Below are 16,755 nucleotides of genomic sequence, written 5' to 3'. Positions count from 1 at the left end.
GACCTTTTGGTCCGATTTACGGTCCTTTCTCAGTGACCGCCTGAACCACGGATGGGTGTAGGTTGGGTATCCGACCGTGAGAACCACGTCACATTCGTGTCCGAGGACGACCTCCGAACGGCACCGCGACACCGACGAGAGACAGCGCCGTCTTCAACGTGAACTCCTACACCCCGTGAAGGCAGCGATGCACAGTGAACAGTCAGCCCCGCGTCGACCAGTTCGTCCCGGACTCTACGATCCCGCACTCGAGCACGACGCATGTGGACTGGCGCTCATCGTCCGCTACCGGGGCCCGGCCGACCACGAAGTCGTCGAACAGGCCCTGAGCGCCCTGCGCAAGCTCGAGCACCGAGGCGGCATCGGCTCCGACGAAGGCACCGGAGACGGCGCGGGAATCACCTTGCAGATGCCCCACGACTACTTCGCCGAGGTGCTGCGAGCCGAGGGCGTCGACCTCCCGGAAGCGGGCGCCTACACTGCGGGGATCGGCTTCTTCGCCCAGGACTACCGACAAGATCTCATCCCCGACGTGGCTTTCCCCACGGACACCGGGGATGACCCGGATGCCGACGCGAGGATCGACTCGCCCGCGGATCAGGAACACCTCGTCGAACGCATCGCCGCCGAGGAGGGACTGCAGGTGCTGGCTTTCCGCGACGTTGACCACGACGCGAGCGTGCTCGGTGAGACGGCGCGGGGTACGATGCCGCGGATGCGCCAGCTCTTCCTCACCATCGACGAGCGGTTCCCCTCCCTGGACGCACAGGATCTCAGCTGCCGGTCCTACATCGTGAGGAAGCGCCTGGACCATGCGGGGATCTACTTCCCCTCGCTGAACCCGGGCACCATCACCTACAAGGGCATGCTCTCGACCGGCCAGCTCTCCGCCTTCTACACCGAGCTGCTCGACGAACGGATGACCTCACGGATCGCGCTCGTGCACTCACGGTTCTCGACGAACACGTTCCCGTCCTGGCAGCTGGCCCAGCCCTTCGGCACGATCGCGCACAACGGTGAGATCAACACGGTGCGCGGCAATCGCAACTGGATGCAGGCCAGGGAATCCGCATTGGACTCTGAGCTGCTCAAGTCCCCGGTGCCCGGCACCTCGACGAGCCTGGAGCGGCTGTGCCCGATCGTGCCGCCCGGGGCCTCCGACTCGGCCTCCTTCAACTCGGTGCTCGAACTCATGGTCGCCTCTGGCAGATCGCTGCCGCAGGCGATGCTCATGATGATCCCGGAGGCCTGGGAGAACAACCCCGGCATGGGCGAATCCCGCAAGGCGTTCTACGAATACCACTCTCTGCTGATGGAGCCGTGGGACGGACCCGCGTGCGTGGCATTCACCGACGGGAAGCTCGCCGGAGCGGTCCTCGACCGCAATGGTCTCAGGCCCGCTCGCTACGTCATGACCTCCGACACGGTGGTCCTCGCCAGTGAGGTCGGTGTCGTCGACCTGCCCGAGGCCGACATCGTGGGCCGGGGTCGACTGACCCCGGGGCGCATGTTCCTCGTCGACACCGACGCCGAACGCATCATCTCCGACACGGAGATCAAAAACCAGCTCGCCACCGAGCGCCCCTATGCGGAATGGGTCAAGAGCTGTTCGCGCCGACTCGCAGATCTGCCCACCCGGGTCCACGTCACCCACCCGCAGTCGTCCGTGCGACGACGCCAGCGCACCTTCGGCTACACCGAGGAGGAGCTGCGGGTCCTCATCGCGCCCATGGCCGAGACCGGGGCAGAGCCCCTGGGCGCCATGGGCACCGACACCGCGATCGCGGCCCTGAGCCAACGACCCAGACTGCTCTTCGACTACTTCCACCAGAACTTCGCGCAGGTGACGAATCCGCCCCTGGACTCCATCCGCGAAGACATCGTCACCAGCATGTCCTCGGGAATCGGGCGTGAGGGCAACCTTCTGCAGTCGGAGCACCCGGACTCCGCGCACATCCTGCTCGACCGGCCCGTCATCGACAACGACGAGCTGACGACGATCTCACACGTCCAGGGCCACCACCTCGGCGTCGATGATGGTCGACCGAGCGTGACCCTGATGGGCCTGTACTCGGTGAATGCGGGACCCGAGGCCATGGCGAAGCGTCTCGAGGAACTGTGCCGGGAGGCCGGCGCGGCCGTCGACGCCGGAGCCGTGTTCATCATCCTCAGCGATCGGGACTCGACGGCGGATCTCGCGCCGATCCCGTCCTTGCTGCTGACCTCGGCACTTCACCACCATCTGGTGAGGCAGCGGTCGCGCACCCGAGTGTCCATCATCGTCGAGGCCGGTGACGTCCGGGAAGTCCACCACGTGGCCGCACTGGTGGCCTTCGGCGCCTCCGCGGTCAACCCCTATCTGGTCATGGAATCGGCCGAGGCACTCGTGCGTTCGGAACGGATCCGCGGCGTCAGCGAATCAGCTGCGGTGGGGAACGTGCTCACGGCGCTGAACAAGGGTCTGCTCAAGATCATGTCGAAGATGGGGATCTCGACCGTTCAGTCCTACCACGGTGCGCAGACCTTCGAAGCCCTCGGACTGTCGAACGAGTTCATCGACGACCATTTCACTTCCACCCCGCACCAGCTCGGAGGCAAGGGGATCATCGAGATCACCGCGGAATCGAGTGCTCGGCACGCCGATGCCTACCGCGACGACCATCCGAGGCCCTCGCACCGGAACCTGCCGGTCGGCGGCGAGTACCAATGGCGGCGGGAAGGACCGGGCCACCTATTCAATCCGGAGACGATCTTCAAGCTCCAGCACTCCACAGCCACCGGACGCTTCGACATCTTCGGCGAGTACACGCAGGCCGTCGACGAGCAGTCGCGTGAACTCATGACCCTGCGCGGCCTGTTCGACCTCGTGCCGACGGAGTCGGGACCGATCGACATCGACCAGGTGGAGCCGGCGAGTGAGATCATGAAGCGCTTCTCGACGGGAGCCATGAGCTACGGTTCACTGTCGCAGGAGGCCCACGAGACTCTGGCCATCGCCATGAACCGCATCGGCGGCAAGTCCAACACCGGTGAGGGCGGAGAAGACACCGAACGCCTCGTCGATCCCGAACGCCGGTCGGCGATCAAGCAGATCGCCAGCGGACGCTTCGGGGTCACCAGCCACTACCTCACCGAGGCCGATGACCTCCAGATCAAGATGGCACAAGGAGCGAAGCCGGGGGAGGGCGGGCAGCTTCCCGGAGCCAAGGTCTACCCGTGGATCGCGAAGACCCGCCACGCCACTCCCGGCGTCGGGCTCATCTCCCCGCCGCCGCATCACGACATCTATTCGATCGAGGATCTCGCTCAGCTCATCCACGACCTCGGCCGGGCCAACGCCTCCGCTCGCGTGCACGTCAAACTCGTGTCCGGGATCGGCGTCGGCACGGTGGCCGCGGGCGTGGCCAAGGCCGGAGCCGACGTCGTCCTCATCTCCGGACACGACGGAGGCACGGGCGCCAGCCCCCTCAACTCCCTCAAACATGCCGGCACACCCTGGGAGCTCGGCCTGGCCGAGGCTCAGCAGACGCTGGTGCTCAATGGGCTGCGGGACAAGGTCAGCGTCCAGGTCGACGGCCAGCTCAAGACCGGTCGCGACGTCATCGTCGCCGCCCTGCTCGGCGGCGAGGAGTTCGGGTTCGCGACCACGGCCCTCGTCGTCTCGGGCTGCATCATGATGCGCGTGTGCCACAAAGACACGTGCCCTGTGGGAGTGGCCACCCAGAACCCGAAGCTGCGCGAACGGTTCCACGGACAGGCCGATCACGTCGTGAACTTCTTCACCTTCATCGCCGAGGAGGTCCGCGGCTACCTCGCACAGCTGGGCCTGCGTACGCTCGACGAAGCCATCGGTGCGGTCGAGCGACTGCGCATCGATGAGACGCGGGTCCAGGCCTCGGGCCTCGACCTCGACCTGGCCTCGATCCTCACCGTGCCCGAGGACATCCATGGGAACGCCGAGGCGGCCCGCAGACGCACCACCGAGGTCCACCGAGACTTCGCGGGCGAACTCGACCTGCGGCTGCTGGACGAGGCCGGAGAATCGATCGGGCACGGGACCGAGGTCACGATCACCTCGGCGATCGAGAACACGGACCGCAGCGTCGGCACCCTGCTCGGCCACCACGTGACCCTCCACCACGCGGAGGCGGGCCTGCCCGAACACACGATCAGACTCGAGCTGTACGGCACCGCCGGACAGTCGCTGGGTGCCTTCCTGCCCCGCGGAGTCAGCATCGACCTGCACGGTGACGCCAACGACTACGTCGGCAAGGGCCTGTCCGGAGGGACGATCAGCGTGCACCCGCACCCTGAGAGCCCGACCCGACCCGAACACGACGTCATCGCCGGCAACGTTCTGGGCTACGGTGCGACGGCCGGCAAGCTGTTCGTGTCCGGCCAGGTGGGGGAGCGGTTCATGGTGCGGAACTCCGGCGCCGAGGCGGTCGTCGAAGGAATCGGCGACCACGGTCTCGAATACATGACCGGAGGAATCGCCGTGATCCTCGGACCCACCGGCCGCAACTTCGCCGCCGGAATGTCGGGCGGCACAGGGTATGTCCTCGACTTCAACCCCGCCAAGCTCAACCCCGAGGAACGCGCCGCCGGAGTGTTCCGGTTCACCGGGGTGGGAAGCACCGATATGGACCTCCTCCGACGTCTGCTGGATGAACACGTTCAGTGGACCGGTTCGCCTCTGGCGACGCAGCTGCTGGACGGGCTGCGCCGCGGAGAGGACGTCCTCTCCCGCTTCACGAAGATCATTCCCGTCGCCTATGCGTCGGTCAAAGGCATCCAGGACGAACTGGCCGCGGACGGTCAGCCGCCGGATTCCGACGAGGCCTGGCACACTATTCTGGAGGTCGCCAATGGCTGATCCACATGGATTCCTCACCATCGACCAGCGGGAGCTGCCACGACGGCGGCCGGTTCCCATCCGACTGATGGACTACCGCGAGGTCCACAAAGCAGGCGACCCCGAGCAGCTGCGCAGACAGGCCTCACGATGCATGGACTGCGGAGTTCCCTTCTGCCACCAGGGCTGCCCCCTGGGCAACCTGATTCCCGAATTCAACGACGCGATGTACCGCGGTGAGCTGCCGCGAGCCGTCGAACTGCTGCACGCGACGAACAACTTCCCGGAATTCACCGGACGCGCCTGCCCGGCACCGTGTGAGAACGCCTGCGTGCTCGGAATCAACCAGCCCGCAGTCACGATCAAGCAGGTCGAGGTCTCGATCGTCGACCAGGGCTTCGCCGCTGGACTCATCCAGCCGGTGGTCCCCGACCGCATCACCGGTCACACCGTGGCCGTCATCGGTTCGGGACCGACCGGGCTCGCGGCCGCCCAACAGCTGACCCGGGCTGGTCACACCGTCGTCGTCCACGAACGCGACGACCGCCTCGGCGGGCTCCTGCGCTATGGGATACCGGACTTCAAGCTCGAGAAGCAGCACATCGATCGCCGTCTCGACCAGATGCGGGCCGAGGGCACCCGGTTCAAAACCTCGGTCGAGATCGGCAGGGACATCGGTCTCGAAGAGCTGCGGTCGAGCTTCGACGCTGTCATCGTGTGCACGGGAGCCACCGTGCCCCGGGACATGAGCATCGGCGGCCGGGACCTCGCCGGGATCGAGTTCGCCATGGACTACCTGGTGCCCTCGAATCGGGTGCAGGCCGGCCAGCGGCTCGGGCACGAAGGGGCGGAGAGGCACATCGACGCTTGCGGAAAGCACGTCGTCATCATCGGCGGCGGCGACACCGGCGCCGACTGCCTGGGCACGGCCCTGCGGCAGAAGGCCGCAACGGTGACGACCCTGGCGATCGGAGCTCAGCCGCCGACCGGGCGAGACGAGGCCGATCCGTGGCCGACGGTGCCCCGGATCTTCGAGGTCCAGTCCTCCCATGAGGAGGGCGGAACCAGACGCTACCTGGCGTCGACGACCGGGTTCGCCGGAGACGATGCGGGAAGGGTGGTCGGCATCGACGTGGCCCAGACGCAGTTCGTCGACGGTCGCCGCGTGCCGACTCCCGGCACCGAGCACCGCCTCGAAGCGGATCTCGTGCTCCTGGCCCTCGGCTTCTCGGGGCCCGAATCACAGGCCCTCGGGCTGGAGGTGACCGACAGTGGAGCATTCGGCCGCGACGATTCCTATGCCGGTTCGACACCCGGCATCTTCATCGCCGGCGACGCGGGACGCGGTCAGTCGCTCATCGTCTGGGCGATCGCCGAGGGGCGGTCCGTCGCGGCCGCGGTCGACCGATTCCTCACCGGCTCCTCACGATTGCCCGAACCGGTCCGACCACACGACCAGGCATTTTAAATGCTAAGATGGTTCGTGTCATTTAATGAGAATCATGCACATCGATGTGCGTAATTCTCCTCCGACGAACAGAGGTGACGGGCGGCTCACACCGTCCCTCACGCTACAGGTAGGGTGGTGCGCATGAGGCGTGCAAAGATAGTCGCAACACTAGGTCCGAATCAGAATTCCTATGAAGAGATCCGCGCGCTTGTCGACGAGGGCGTCAATGTGGCCAGATTCAATCTCAGCCACGGCAAGCGGGAAGAGCACGAAGAGAAGTTCGCCTGGGTCCGCCAGGCCGCACTCGACACGGGACGGCCCATCGCCGTGCTGCTCGATCTGCAGGGGCCCAAGATCAGGGTCGGCAATTTCGCCAACGGCAGCGAAGACCTCGTCGAGGGTGCGACGTTCACCATCACCAGCCGCGATGTCGCCGGCTCTGCGGAGGTCGTGAGCACGACGCTGTCGACGCTGCCGGGCGACGTCTCCGTCGGCGACCCGCTGCTCATCGATGACGGTCGGCTGCGTCTGCGCGCCACCGAGGTCACCGACACCGACGTGGTCACCGAGGTCGAGATCGGCGGAACCATCTCGAATCACAAGGGCATCAACCTCCCCGGAGTCCCGGTCTCCGTACCGGCGCTGTCCGAGAAGGACGTCGAGGACCTCAAATGGGGCCTCGAGCTCGGGTTCGACTGGGTGGCGCTGTCCTTCGTCCGCAGCCCCGAGGACATGGACGATGTCAGGGCGGTCATGGACGAGGTCGGCATCACGGCTCCCGTCATCGCCAAGCTCGAGAAGCCACAGGCGGTCGAGCAGCTCGATGCCGTCATCGATGCGTTCGACGGCATCATGGTCGCCCGCGGCGACCTCGGCGTGGAGCTGCCCCTCGAGCAGGTGCCGATCGTGCAGAAGCGCGCGGTCGAGATCGCCCGTCAGCAGGCCAAGCCCGTCATCGTTGCGACCCAGATGCTGGAGACGATGATCGATGAGTCCCGGCCGACCCGCGCCGAGGCGAGCGACTGCGCCAACGCGGTTCTCGACGGTGCCGATGCCTTGATGCTCTCCGGTGAGACCTCGGTCGGGGCCCATTGGGTCGATGCGATTCGCACGATGAGTCGCATCATCGAATCCACCGAGGAGCACGGGATGGAGCGCATCCCGCTGCTGGGGACCGTGCCGCACACCAAGGGCGGAGCGGTCACCGCGGCCGCCGTCCAGATCGCCGAGCAGCTCGACATCGATCTGCTGTGCACCTTCTCTCAGACCGGTGATTCGGTGCGACGGATGTCTCGGCTGCGTCCGGCTTGGCCGATCCTGGGCTTCACTCCGGATCCTCAGGTCCGTCACCAGCTGGCCCTGACGTGGGGCGTGCGACCCTATCTGGTCAAGCCCGTCCGGCACACGGATCAGATGGCCAGGCAGGTCGATGCCGTTCTGTTGGCCGACGGAACCGCGCACGAGGGGGACCAGAGCATCCTCGTAGCCGGTTCGCCTCCCGGGATCCCGGGGTCGACGAACGCGCTGCGCATCCACACGATGGGCGATGCCGCCAAGGGTGTCGCCGCGGCCTACGAGGACTCCTCGGACGACGAGGAAGACCCGCTGGCCGGGTACGGCATCGTGGCCGAAGCTCCGAACACGCGCGAGGTTCCGATCGTCAAGGACGACGGCGCACCACGTCACTGAGCCGTTCATCACCTTCGGCGCACAAGCGGCCGTCCCGATCGTTCGGGGCGGCCGTTCGCCTTTGCCGGAGGTCGGGCGCGCCGAACCGAGACTTCGACGGTCCTCGGTCTCTCACGAGCGGTGAGAGACACGTCACTCCAACTTGCGGAATTTCCCAAATTGCTCAACAGTTGTGTTCTGTGCTGAGCGGCGACGAATGAGTCGGACACCGCTCGATAACCGATCGTCGAAGAACAGGAATGGCATGAGATTGCCCAAGTGGAGCAGATCATTCGGGGTGCAGGTCACCATCGCCCTCATCGCGGGTGTGATCCTCGGACTGGTCGCCCGGTCCTGGGGTCCGGTCAGTGAGGGGCAGGACAACTGGCTCGGACAGACGCTGGACACCATCGGATCCTCGTACGTGACTCTGCTCAAGGCGGCCGTCGTGCCATTGGTGATCACCGCGATCATCGCCAGCATCGGCAACCTGCGCAAGGTCACGAATGCCGCCAGACTTGCAGGATCGACTCTTCTGTGGTTCGCATTCACAGCACTCATCGCCGTCCTCATCGGGCTCATCCTCGGCGTCGTCATCCAACCGGGCATGCACGCTGACGCCGCATCGTTGAGCGGTTCCACTCCCGATTCCGAAGGCAGCTGGGTCGGATTCCTCACCGGCCTCGTACCCGTGAACTTCCTCGGCCTCGAGGTCGCCACCTCGCCCGACGAAGCCGGCGGACTGGTCTCCGAGGTCGACTTCAACATCCTTCAACTCATCATCGTCTCCGGCGCGATCGGCATCGCCGCGGTCAAGGTCGGCAAGGCCGCTGAGCCCTTCCTCGAGTTCACCGAGGCGGCGCTGGCCGTCGTGCAGAAGGTCGTGTGGTGGATCGTGCGCATCGCACCGATCGGCACCCTCGGACTCATCGGCAACGCAGTGAACTCCTACGGCTGGTCGACCATGGGGTCGCTGCTGTGGTTCGTCATCGCCGTCTACGTGGGTCTGGCCATCGTCTTCTTCATCGTCTATCCGACGCTGGCCAAGCTCAACGGCCTGTCTGTTCGCCAGTACTTCTCCGGCGTCTGGCCGGCCGCCCAGATGGGCTTCGTGTCGCGGTCGTCGATCGGGACCATGCCTGTGACTCAGAAGGTCGCAACCGACAACTTCGGAGTTCCCCAGAGTTACGCGGCCTTCGCCGTGCCCTTCGGTGCGACGACGAAGATGGATGGCTGCGCCGCCATCTACCCGGCGATCGCCGCCGTGTTCGTGGCCCAGTTCTTCGGCATCGATCTCACGATCGTGCAGTACTTCCTCATCGTGTTCGTCTCCGTCATCGGTTCGGCGGCAACGGCCGGAACCACCGGGGCGACCGTGATGCTGACGCTGACCCTGTCGACACTGGGGCTTCCCCTCGAAGGCGTGGGACTGCTTCTCGCCATCGAGCCGATCGTCGACATGGGGCGCACGGCGCTCAACGTATCAGGACAGGCCCTCGTCCCCGCGATCGTCGCCAAGCGCCAGGGAATCCTCGACGCGGCTCGGTACGATTCGGCCCGCATCGACGGCTATGTTCCGATTGATGAGGACGCGGCCACAGCCGAGGACGCGACCGCAGACGAGGACGCAGTTGCACACGCCGGAGAGCCTGCACGGAAACTCTCCGCCGACGGCAGCCGCAGCTGAAGCGATGAGGCCCGACGTCTGAGACGATGAGCCCTGAAGGCTGAGGTCCGAACCGCAGGCGCAGGCAGAGAAGGCCAGACGCGAAGAACCCCCGAACGATCGTTCGGGGGTTTTTCGCACGTGACTCGACGAGAGTACCGGATGTGGGACTCGAACCCACACGTCTTTCGACAATGCATTTTGAGTGCACCGCGTCTACCGATTCCGCCAATCCGGCTTGAGCGCAGACCGAATCTGCGACCGGTTCGATTTTACGACAGCTTTCACCTGATTGCACAATCGCTTCACGCGATCGTGCAATGGGCGGCGGTTGCTGAAGAATTCGCTCGATGCGGTCCCGTTCCCGGTGGCGGCCGTCACACGCGTGGCTACCATCACAGAAGAAACTTCGGTGCCGGCGTCGGTGCAATGGCGGGCCCTGGTTTAGACTGGTCACGTGCTTTCAAACAGCGAACAACCAACTTCAGATGAGTCCGCGCCGGTTCGTCGCGTCGTAGTGGCCGAAGACGAGGCAGTGATTCGTCTCGACATCGTCGAAATGCTGCGCGAGGTCGGATACGACGTCGTCGGCGAAGCCGCAGACGGAGAGTCCGCGATCCGCCTGGCAGAGGAGCTGCGCCCGGACCTTGTCGTGATGGACATCAAGATGCCCATTCTCGACGGAATCTCGGCGGCAGAGAGGATCGCTCGGGCGCGCATCGCTCCGGTGGTCCTGCTCACGGCCTTCTCGCAGAAGGAGCTCGTCGAACGAGCCCGTGATGCGGGAGCCATGGCCTATGTGGTCAAGCCCTTCACCGCGGCGGATCTCATTCCGGCCCTCGAGATCGCCCTCTCGCGTCATGCGGAGATCAGCTCACTCGAGAGCGAGATCTCGGACCTGACCGAGCGGTTCGAGACCCGCAAGCTCGTCGAGCGCGCCAAGAGCCTGCTGCAGTCCTCGATGGGGCTGAGCGAGCCCGAGGCCTTCCGTTGGATCCAGAAGACCTCGATGGACCGCCGCCTGACCATGCGCGAGGTCGCCGACACCGTTCTCAAGCAGATCGGCTCGGACAAGTAGGTTCGAACCCACCTGAACAGACACCGAGGCCGGCGAATCCGATGTGGATTCCCGGCCTCCTCCATGTGTTTCAGCTGTTTGCAGCCCGCGCCCGATCGAGGCTCACTTGGGCTCGGTCCTGAGGATCATGTTGGTGATCCGCACGATCGAGAGGAGACGACCGGCCTCATCGGTCATCTTCACCTCATGGGACACGATGGTGCGTCCCTGATGGAGCACCTCGGCGCGACCGGTCACGACGCCCTCTCGAGCCGCACGCAGATGTGTGGCATTGAGGTCGACTCCGACGACGTTCTTTCCTCCCGAGATGAGGAAGGAGTGCATCGACGCCAAAGATTCTGCGAGCACGACGTGACCGCCGCCGTGGAAGAGCCCCATCGGCTGGGTGTTGCCCGACACCGGTGCCGTCGCGCTGACGTGACCGGGAGCCAGGTCGACGAACTCGATGCCCATCTTGTCGGCCAGCTCACCGCCCGCCTGCGGGCCGTTGAGCTGGCTGAGCAGCGTTCGGCATTCGTCGTCGGTGGTCTGTGCCGTCAGCGAGGCTCCCGGTCTGAACATCGTTCTCCTTCATGTCAGTTTTGAACGATAGGCTATGCCATGTGACTCAAGTAAACGAATCCCTCCTGCTCATCGACGGACACTCACTGGCGTACCGCGCATTCCACGCACTGCCCGTGGAGAACTTCGCAACCACCACCGGTCAGTCGACGAACGCCATCTACGGCTTCATCTCGATGCTCATCAACGTCCTCAGGGACGAGTCACCCAGCCACGTGGCCGTGGCCTTCGACCTGGGACGGGAGACCTTCCGGCTCGAAGAGTACGCCGAGTACAAGGCTGGCCGGGCCAAGACCCCGCCGGAGTTCCACCCTCAGATCGATCTCATCAAGGACATCGTCGCGGCCATGGGGATCACCGTTGTGGTGAAGGAGGGCTTCGAAGCCGACGACGCTCTGGCGACCATGGCGCGCATGGGCACCGAGGCGGGCGCGCGGGTGGAAGTGATGAGCGGGGACAAGGACTCGTTCCAGCTCTCGAACGAGATCGTGACTATTCTCTACCCGAAGCGAGGGGTCAGCGACCTCAACCGGATGACACCGGAATCGATCGAGGAGAAGTACGGGGTCAGCCCCTCGAACTATCGTGGACTCGCCGCATTGGTCGGGGAGAAGGCCGACAACCTGCCCGGGGTCCCCGGGGTCGGTGACAAGACCGCGGCGAAGTGGCTGACGACCTATGGCGACCTGCCCGGTGTGCTCGAGAACGCGGGAGCGATCAAGGGCAAGGTCGGGGAGAAGCTGCGCGACCACGTTGCCGACGTCGAACGCAACTTCAAGCTCAACCGCCTCCTCGACGACGTCGACCTCGGACTCGGCTACGCCGACCTGAAATGGGGCGACGGCGACCCTGCGGAGCTGTCGAGCCTGTTCGACCAGCTCGAATTCCAGGCATTGGGCAAACGGCTGAGCGCGATCTTCGGCGAGGAAGCGGTGCCGGAAGGAGCCGATCGTCGCGTACGAGAGGTCTCCGTCGACGCGCTCGACGTGCCCGGACTGCTCGGGAAGATCGCGGATGCCGATGTGCTCGCTCTCGACTCCGACGCCCGGTACGAACTCGGCCGTGGGGATGTCAGAGTCCTCGCCGTCTCTGCGACACCCGACGAGGCATGGGTCGTCGACCTCGCCGAGGCGGGCCCCTCGGCCATTGCAGATCTGAACTCGGCGCTGCGGGCGAGGACGCTCATCGTGCACAGTGCGAAGACTCAGATCAAGGCCTGGCGCTCACTGGGGCTCGAGGTCGACGGCGTCGCCGGTGACACGGCACTGGCCGCGTATCTGCTGGTGCCCGACCAGCGCAGCTACGAGCTGTCACAGATCGCGCTCGATCGCACAGGCGTCGAACTCAGCGAGGGCGGTGAGGCCAGTGGGCAGCTGACGTTCGACCTCGAATCCGAACAGACCGCACACACCCACGGTCAGCGGGCGGCCGCGCTGCTCGACGTCCACGCGGTGCTGGCCAAGGCCATCGACGAGGCCGATATGGGCCTCGTCTACCGCGACATCGAACTGCCCTTGGTGCCGGTGCTGGCCCGGATGGAACTCGCCGGAATCGCCGTCGACGAAGCGGGCCTGTCCGGGCTCATCGACGAGTTTACGAAGCAGGCGGAGACCAGCGCAGAGCTCGCCTATGAGGCAATCGGGCACGAGGTCAATCTGGGTTCTCCCAAACAGCTGCAGGCCGTGCTGTTCGAGGAGCTCGACATGCCCAAGACCAAGCGCACCAAGACCGGCTACACGACCGACGCCGAGGCGCTGGCGGAGCTGTTCATCAAGACCGAGCACCCTTTCCTGCAACACCTTTTGGCCTACCGTGATTCGACGAAGCTCAAGCAGACCGTCGTCGGGCTGCTCAAGACCGTGGCCGAGGACGGTCGCATCCACACGACCTATCAGCAGACGGTCGCCGCGACCGGACGTCTGTCCTCGCTCGACCCGAATCTGCAGAACATCCCGGTCCGCACCGAATCGGGACGCCGGATCCGTGAGATCTTCATCGCCGATCCTCAGGTCGAGGACTCTCGGCTGCTGACCGCCGACTACTCCCAGATCGAAATGCGCATCATGGCCCACCTCTCCGGGGACGCCGCACTGATCCAGGCCTTCAAGGACGGCGAGGATCTGCACTCCTACGTCGGTTCGAAGGTCTTCGGAGTCGGCATCGACGAGGTGGACTCCGCAATGCGCTCAAAGGTCAAGGCCATGTCGTACGGGTTGGTCTACGGACTCTCCGCCTACGGACTCTCACGCCAGCTGGCTATCGGCGTCGACGAGGCGAAGAACCTCATGGAGCAGTACTTCGAACGGTTCGGCGCGGTCAAGGATTATCTCGACGAGATCGTCGAACAGGCCCGGGCCAAGGGCTACACGGAGACCATCATGGGGCGCAGGCGCTACCTTCCGGCACTGCACAGCGATCGGCGGCAGCTGCGGGACATGGCCGAGCGGGCGGCACTCAACGCTCCGATCCAAGGATCGGCGGCCGACATCATGAAGATCGCGATGCTCAGGGTCAGCCACCGCCTCGGCGATCTCAAGTCCACCGTCCTGCTGCAGGTCCATGACGAGATCATCGTCGACGTCCGTCCCGAGGAGACCGAGGCCGTCGCGAAGATCGTCACCGAAGAGATGGGCTCCGCCTACGAGCTGGAGGTGCCCCTCGACGTCAACGTCGGCACCGGCATCTCCTGGCACGCCGCCGCCCACTGAATCGGCCGCCGCCCACCGAAACAGCCGCCGGCGGACGGCGACGAGGGTGAATCCTCGTTCATTGTGGGCGCGCGGTCGAAGAATCGCGGGAAACCGACCGGGCGCCCACAATGAATGTCCGTTCACTGATGACCACGAACGCCCCTTCATGGATGAAGGAGCGAGTCAGTTCGTGGCGACAGAAGTCGGTACGGTGTCTCAGTCCTTGTTCAAGGTGGTGGAGAAGATCGCGGTGCCGGGCATGAGCGAGCCGCGCAGAGGCGACCACCCGCCCCAGGCCGTCTGATTGGATTCGGGCCACTCCGGCTCGGTCACCGAGTCGATCGTGAATCCCGCGGTGACGAGCATGCTCACCCAATCGCCCATGGTGCGGTGGTGCTCGGCGTAGACCGGTTGTCCGTCGGAGGAGATCTCGACATACGGAGTTCGGTCGAAGTAGGAGTATTCGACGGTCAGGCCCGATTCGCCGGGCACGTCCGGAAACATCCACCGCAACGGGTGCGTCGTCGAGAACGCCCAGCGACCGCCCGGACGCAGGACACGGGCCACCTCGGCGAAGACGACGTCGGCGTCCTTGACGAAGGGCAGCGCGCCGTACGAGGAGAACGCGACGTCGAAGCTGTTCGACGCAAAGGGCAGCTGACGAGCGTCGGCATGCAGGAACGTCGGGGGAGTGGCGCCGGTGCTGAGCGGGTGCTCCCTCTGCAGTCGGGAAGCCTGCTCGAGCATGCCGGCGGAGACGTCGACTCCCGTGGCGATGGCGCCTTCCTCGGCCAGCCAACGCGAGCACTGACCGGCACCGCAGCCCACTTCGAGTATCTGGCGCCGATTGACGTCACCGAGCAGATTGACATCGGATTCGTGGATGCCCTCAGGGCACCACATGAACTCCGAGGCGCCCAGGAAGCTGCCGTGTTCGGCCAGGTACTCTTCCGCGGAGTTGTCCCAATAGCTTCGGTTCGCACGGACCGATGCCTCCTCATCGATGGGCAGATAGCCACCGCTGATGACCTCGGCTCGATAACTTCCGTCGCTCATCATTCCTCCGTGGCTCCGACCGTGACTGCGGCCATGATTCTTTTCCGATTTCGGTGTGCATTCCCACCGTGGGTGATGCTAGTATTGACAACCGTATGCGCGTATGCATACATGACCAAAATCGTAATCGAGACCGGATGCGGTTCTCAGGGCCGATGCGCAACATTGCCCAGAGTATCGGATCTGGACCACAATTCCATCGGAGCCCCAACCTATATGACCACCACCACGCCGGAATCGGTGCAGCCGAAGCAGGTCGCTGTCAACGACATCGGAACCGCTGAGGACTTTCTCGCCGCCGTCGATGAGACGATCAAGTACTTCAACGATGGAGACATCGTCGAAGGAACCGTCGTCAAGGTCGACCGCGACGAAGTGCTCGTCGACATCGGATACAAGACGGAAGGCGTCGTCCTTTCGCGAGAACTCTCCATCAAGCACGATGTCGATCCCGGCGAAGTCGTCGAGGTCGGCGACGAAATCGAAGCCCTCGTTCTTCAGAAGGAAGACAAAGAAGGCCGACTCATGCTGTCCAAGAAGCGCGCGCAGTACGAGCGTGCCTGGGGCGACATCGAGAAGATCAAGGAAGACGACGGCGTCGTCACCGGCACCGTCATCGAGGTCGTCAAGGGCGGCCTGATCGTCGACATCGGGCTGCGCGGCTTCCTGCCCGCCTCGCTCGTCGAGATGCGTCGTGTCCGCGACCTCGCTCCCTACATCGGCCAGCAGGTCGAAGCCAAGATCATCGAACTGGACAAGAACCGCAACAACGTCGTTCTGTCCCGTCGCGCCTGGCTCGAGCAGACCCAGTCCGAGGTCCGCCACACCTTCCTGCAGACCCTGCAGAAGGGCCAGGTCCGTCCCGGCGTCGTCTCCTCGATCGTCAACTTCGGTGCCTTCGTCGACCTCGGTGGTGTCGACGGGCTCGTGCACGTCTCCGAACTGTCCTGGAAGCACATCGATCACCCGGGCGAGGTCGTCACCGTCGGTGACGAGGTCACCGTTGAGGTGCTCGACGTCGACATGGATCGCGAGCGCGTCTCTTTGTCGCTCAAGGCAACTCAGGAAGATCCCTGGCAGCACTTCGCCCGCACCCATGTCATCGGCCAGATCGTGCCCGGCAAGGTCACGAAGCTGGTTCCCTTCGGTGCGTTCGTGCGCGTCGAAGACGGCATCGAGGGCCTCGTGCACATCTCGGAACTCGCGGTTCGTCACGTGGATCTGCCGGAACAGGTCGTCTCCGTCGACGAGACCATCTACGTCAAGGTCATCGACATCGACCTCGAGCGTCGCCGCATCTCGCTGTCGCTGAAGCAGGCCAACGAGGGCGTCGACCCCGAGGCCGACGAATTCCTCGACCCTGCCCTCTACGGCATGCCGCAGGAGTACGACGAAGACGGCAACTACAAGTACCCAGAGGGCTTCGACCCGGAAACCAACGAATGGGTCGAGGGCTACGAAGCACAGCGCGAGACCTGGGAGCAGCAGTACGCCGCCGCTCAGGAACGCTGGGAAGAGCACAAGAAGCAGGTCGCCAAGGCCATCGCCGCCGACGCGGAGGCAGGCTCCGCCGAGACCGGTGCCGCTCCTGCTGAAGCCGCTCCGGCCACCGGGTCGTTCTCCTCGGAAGAGGCTGACGACGAAGGAACGCTGGCCAGCGACGAAGCTCTCGCAGCACTGCGTGAGAAGCTTGCAGGCAGCTGATAACAGCACTCACAGGGGCTCCCGGTC

General features: G+C 64.8%; 9 protein-coding genes and 1 tRNA gene. 7 read left to right on the top strand and 3 right to left on the bottom strand.

Annotated features, from left to right (window positions below; genetic code table 11):
- Positions 1 to 187: 187 nt before the first annotated feature.
- The 4 genes from gltB to BKA07_RS12680 all read left to right on the top strand — a co-directional run bounded on the left by gltB (position 188) and on the right by BKA07_RS12680 (position 9,660).
- Positions 188 to 4,876 carry a glutamate synthase large subunit gene (gene gltB, locus BKA07_RS12695; protein WP_167951211.1) on the top strand — a complete coding sequence of 1,563 codons (4,689 nt, stop codon included), beginning with the start codon at positions 188 to 190 and terminating at the stop codon, positions 4,874 to 4,876.
- Entirely contained in the window at positions 4,869 to 6,323 is a 1,455-nt protein-coding gene (locus BKA07_RS12690; protein WP_167951210.1) for a glutamate synthase subunit beta, read from the top strand. The genes gltB and BKA07_RS12690 overlap by 8 nt, the downstream gene beginning before the upstream one ends.
- A gap of 123 nt (positions 6,324 to 6,446) precedes the next feature.
- Positions 6,447 to 7,994 (top strand): pyruvate kinase, encoded by a 1,548-nt coding sequence (pyk, locus tag BKA07_RS12685; protein ID WP_167951209.1) that lies wholly within the window; start codon positions 6,447 to 6,449, stop codon positions 7,992 to 7,994.
- A 244-nt stretch (positions 7,995 to 8,238) separates the two neighbouring features.
- Complete coding sequence (locus BKA07_RS12680; protein ID WP_209043965.1) at positions 8,239 to 9,660, top strand: dicarboxylate/amino acid:cation symporter; 1,422 nt, start codon at positions 8,239 to 8,241, stop codon at positions 9,658 to 9,660.
- A 135-nt stretch (positions 9,661 to 9,795) separates the two neighbouring features.
- Here the strand turns inward: BKA07_RS12680 and BKA07_RS12675 are convergent.
- Positions 9,796 to 9,877, bottom strand: a tRNA-Leu gene (locus BKA07_RS12675).
- A gap of 219 nt (positions 9,878 to 10,096) precedes the next feature.
- On the opposite strand from BKA07_RS12675, the gene BKA07_RS12670 reads away from it, so the two are divergent.
- Positions 10,097 to 10,717 (top strand): response regulator, encoded by a 621-nt coding sequence (locus BKA07_RS12670; RefSeq protein ID WP_167951207.1) that lies wholly within the window; start codon positions 10,097 to 10,099, stop codon positions 10,715 to 10,717.
- Positions 10,718 to 10,819: 102 nt separating this feature from the next.
- Here the strand turns inward: BKA07_RS12670 and BKA07_RS12665 are convergent, their stop codons facing one another.
- The gene (locus BKA07_RS12665) at positions 10,820 to 11,278 is read right to left on the bottom strand and encodes a PaaI family thioesterase (RefSeq protein WP_167951206.1); all 459 of its coding nucleotides are present in this window, start codon (positions 11,276 to 11,278) and stop codon (positions 10,820 to 10,822) included.
- A gap of 41 nt (positions 11,279 to 11,319) precedes the next feature.
- Between BKA07_RS12665 and polA the strand changes: the two genes are divergently transcribed.
- Complete coding sequence (gene polA / locus BKA07_RS12660) at positions 11,320 to 13,986, top strand: DNA polymerase I (protein WP_167951205.1); 2,667 nt, start codon at positions 11,320 to 11,322, stop codon at positions 13,984 to 13,986.
- A gap of 198 nt (positions 13,987 to 14,184) precedes the next feature.
- Here the strand turns inward: polA and BKA07_RS12655 are convergent, their stop codons facing one another.
- Entirely contained in the window at positions 14,185 to 15,024 is an 840-nt protein-coding gene (locus BKA07_RS12655) for a class I SAM-dependent methyltransferase (protein ID WP_167951204.1), read from the bottom strand.
- Between the two features lie 216 nt (positions 15,025 to 15,240).
- Here BKA07_RS12655 and rpsA point away from each other — a divergent pair, with 216 nt between their 5' ends.
- Complete coding sequence (gene rpsA, locus BKA07_RS12650; protein ID WP_167951203.1) at positions 15,241 to 16,728, top strand: 30S ribosomal protein S1; 1,488 nt, start codon at positions 15,241 to 15,243, stop codon at positions 16,726 to 16,728.
- Positions 16,729 to 16,755: the final 27 nt, after the last annotated feature.

Source organism: Brevibacterium marinum, assembly GCF_011927955.1.
GTDB classification, from domain to species: Bacteria; Actinomycetota; Actinomycetes; order Actinomycetales; family Brevibacteriaceae; genus Brevibacterium; species Brevibacterium marinum.
This window is presented reverse-complemented; position numbering and strand designations above follow the sequence as displayed.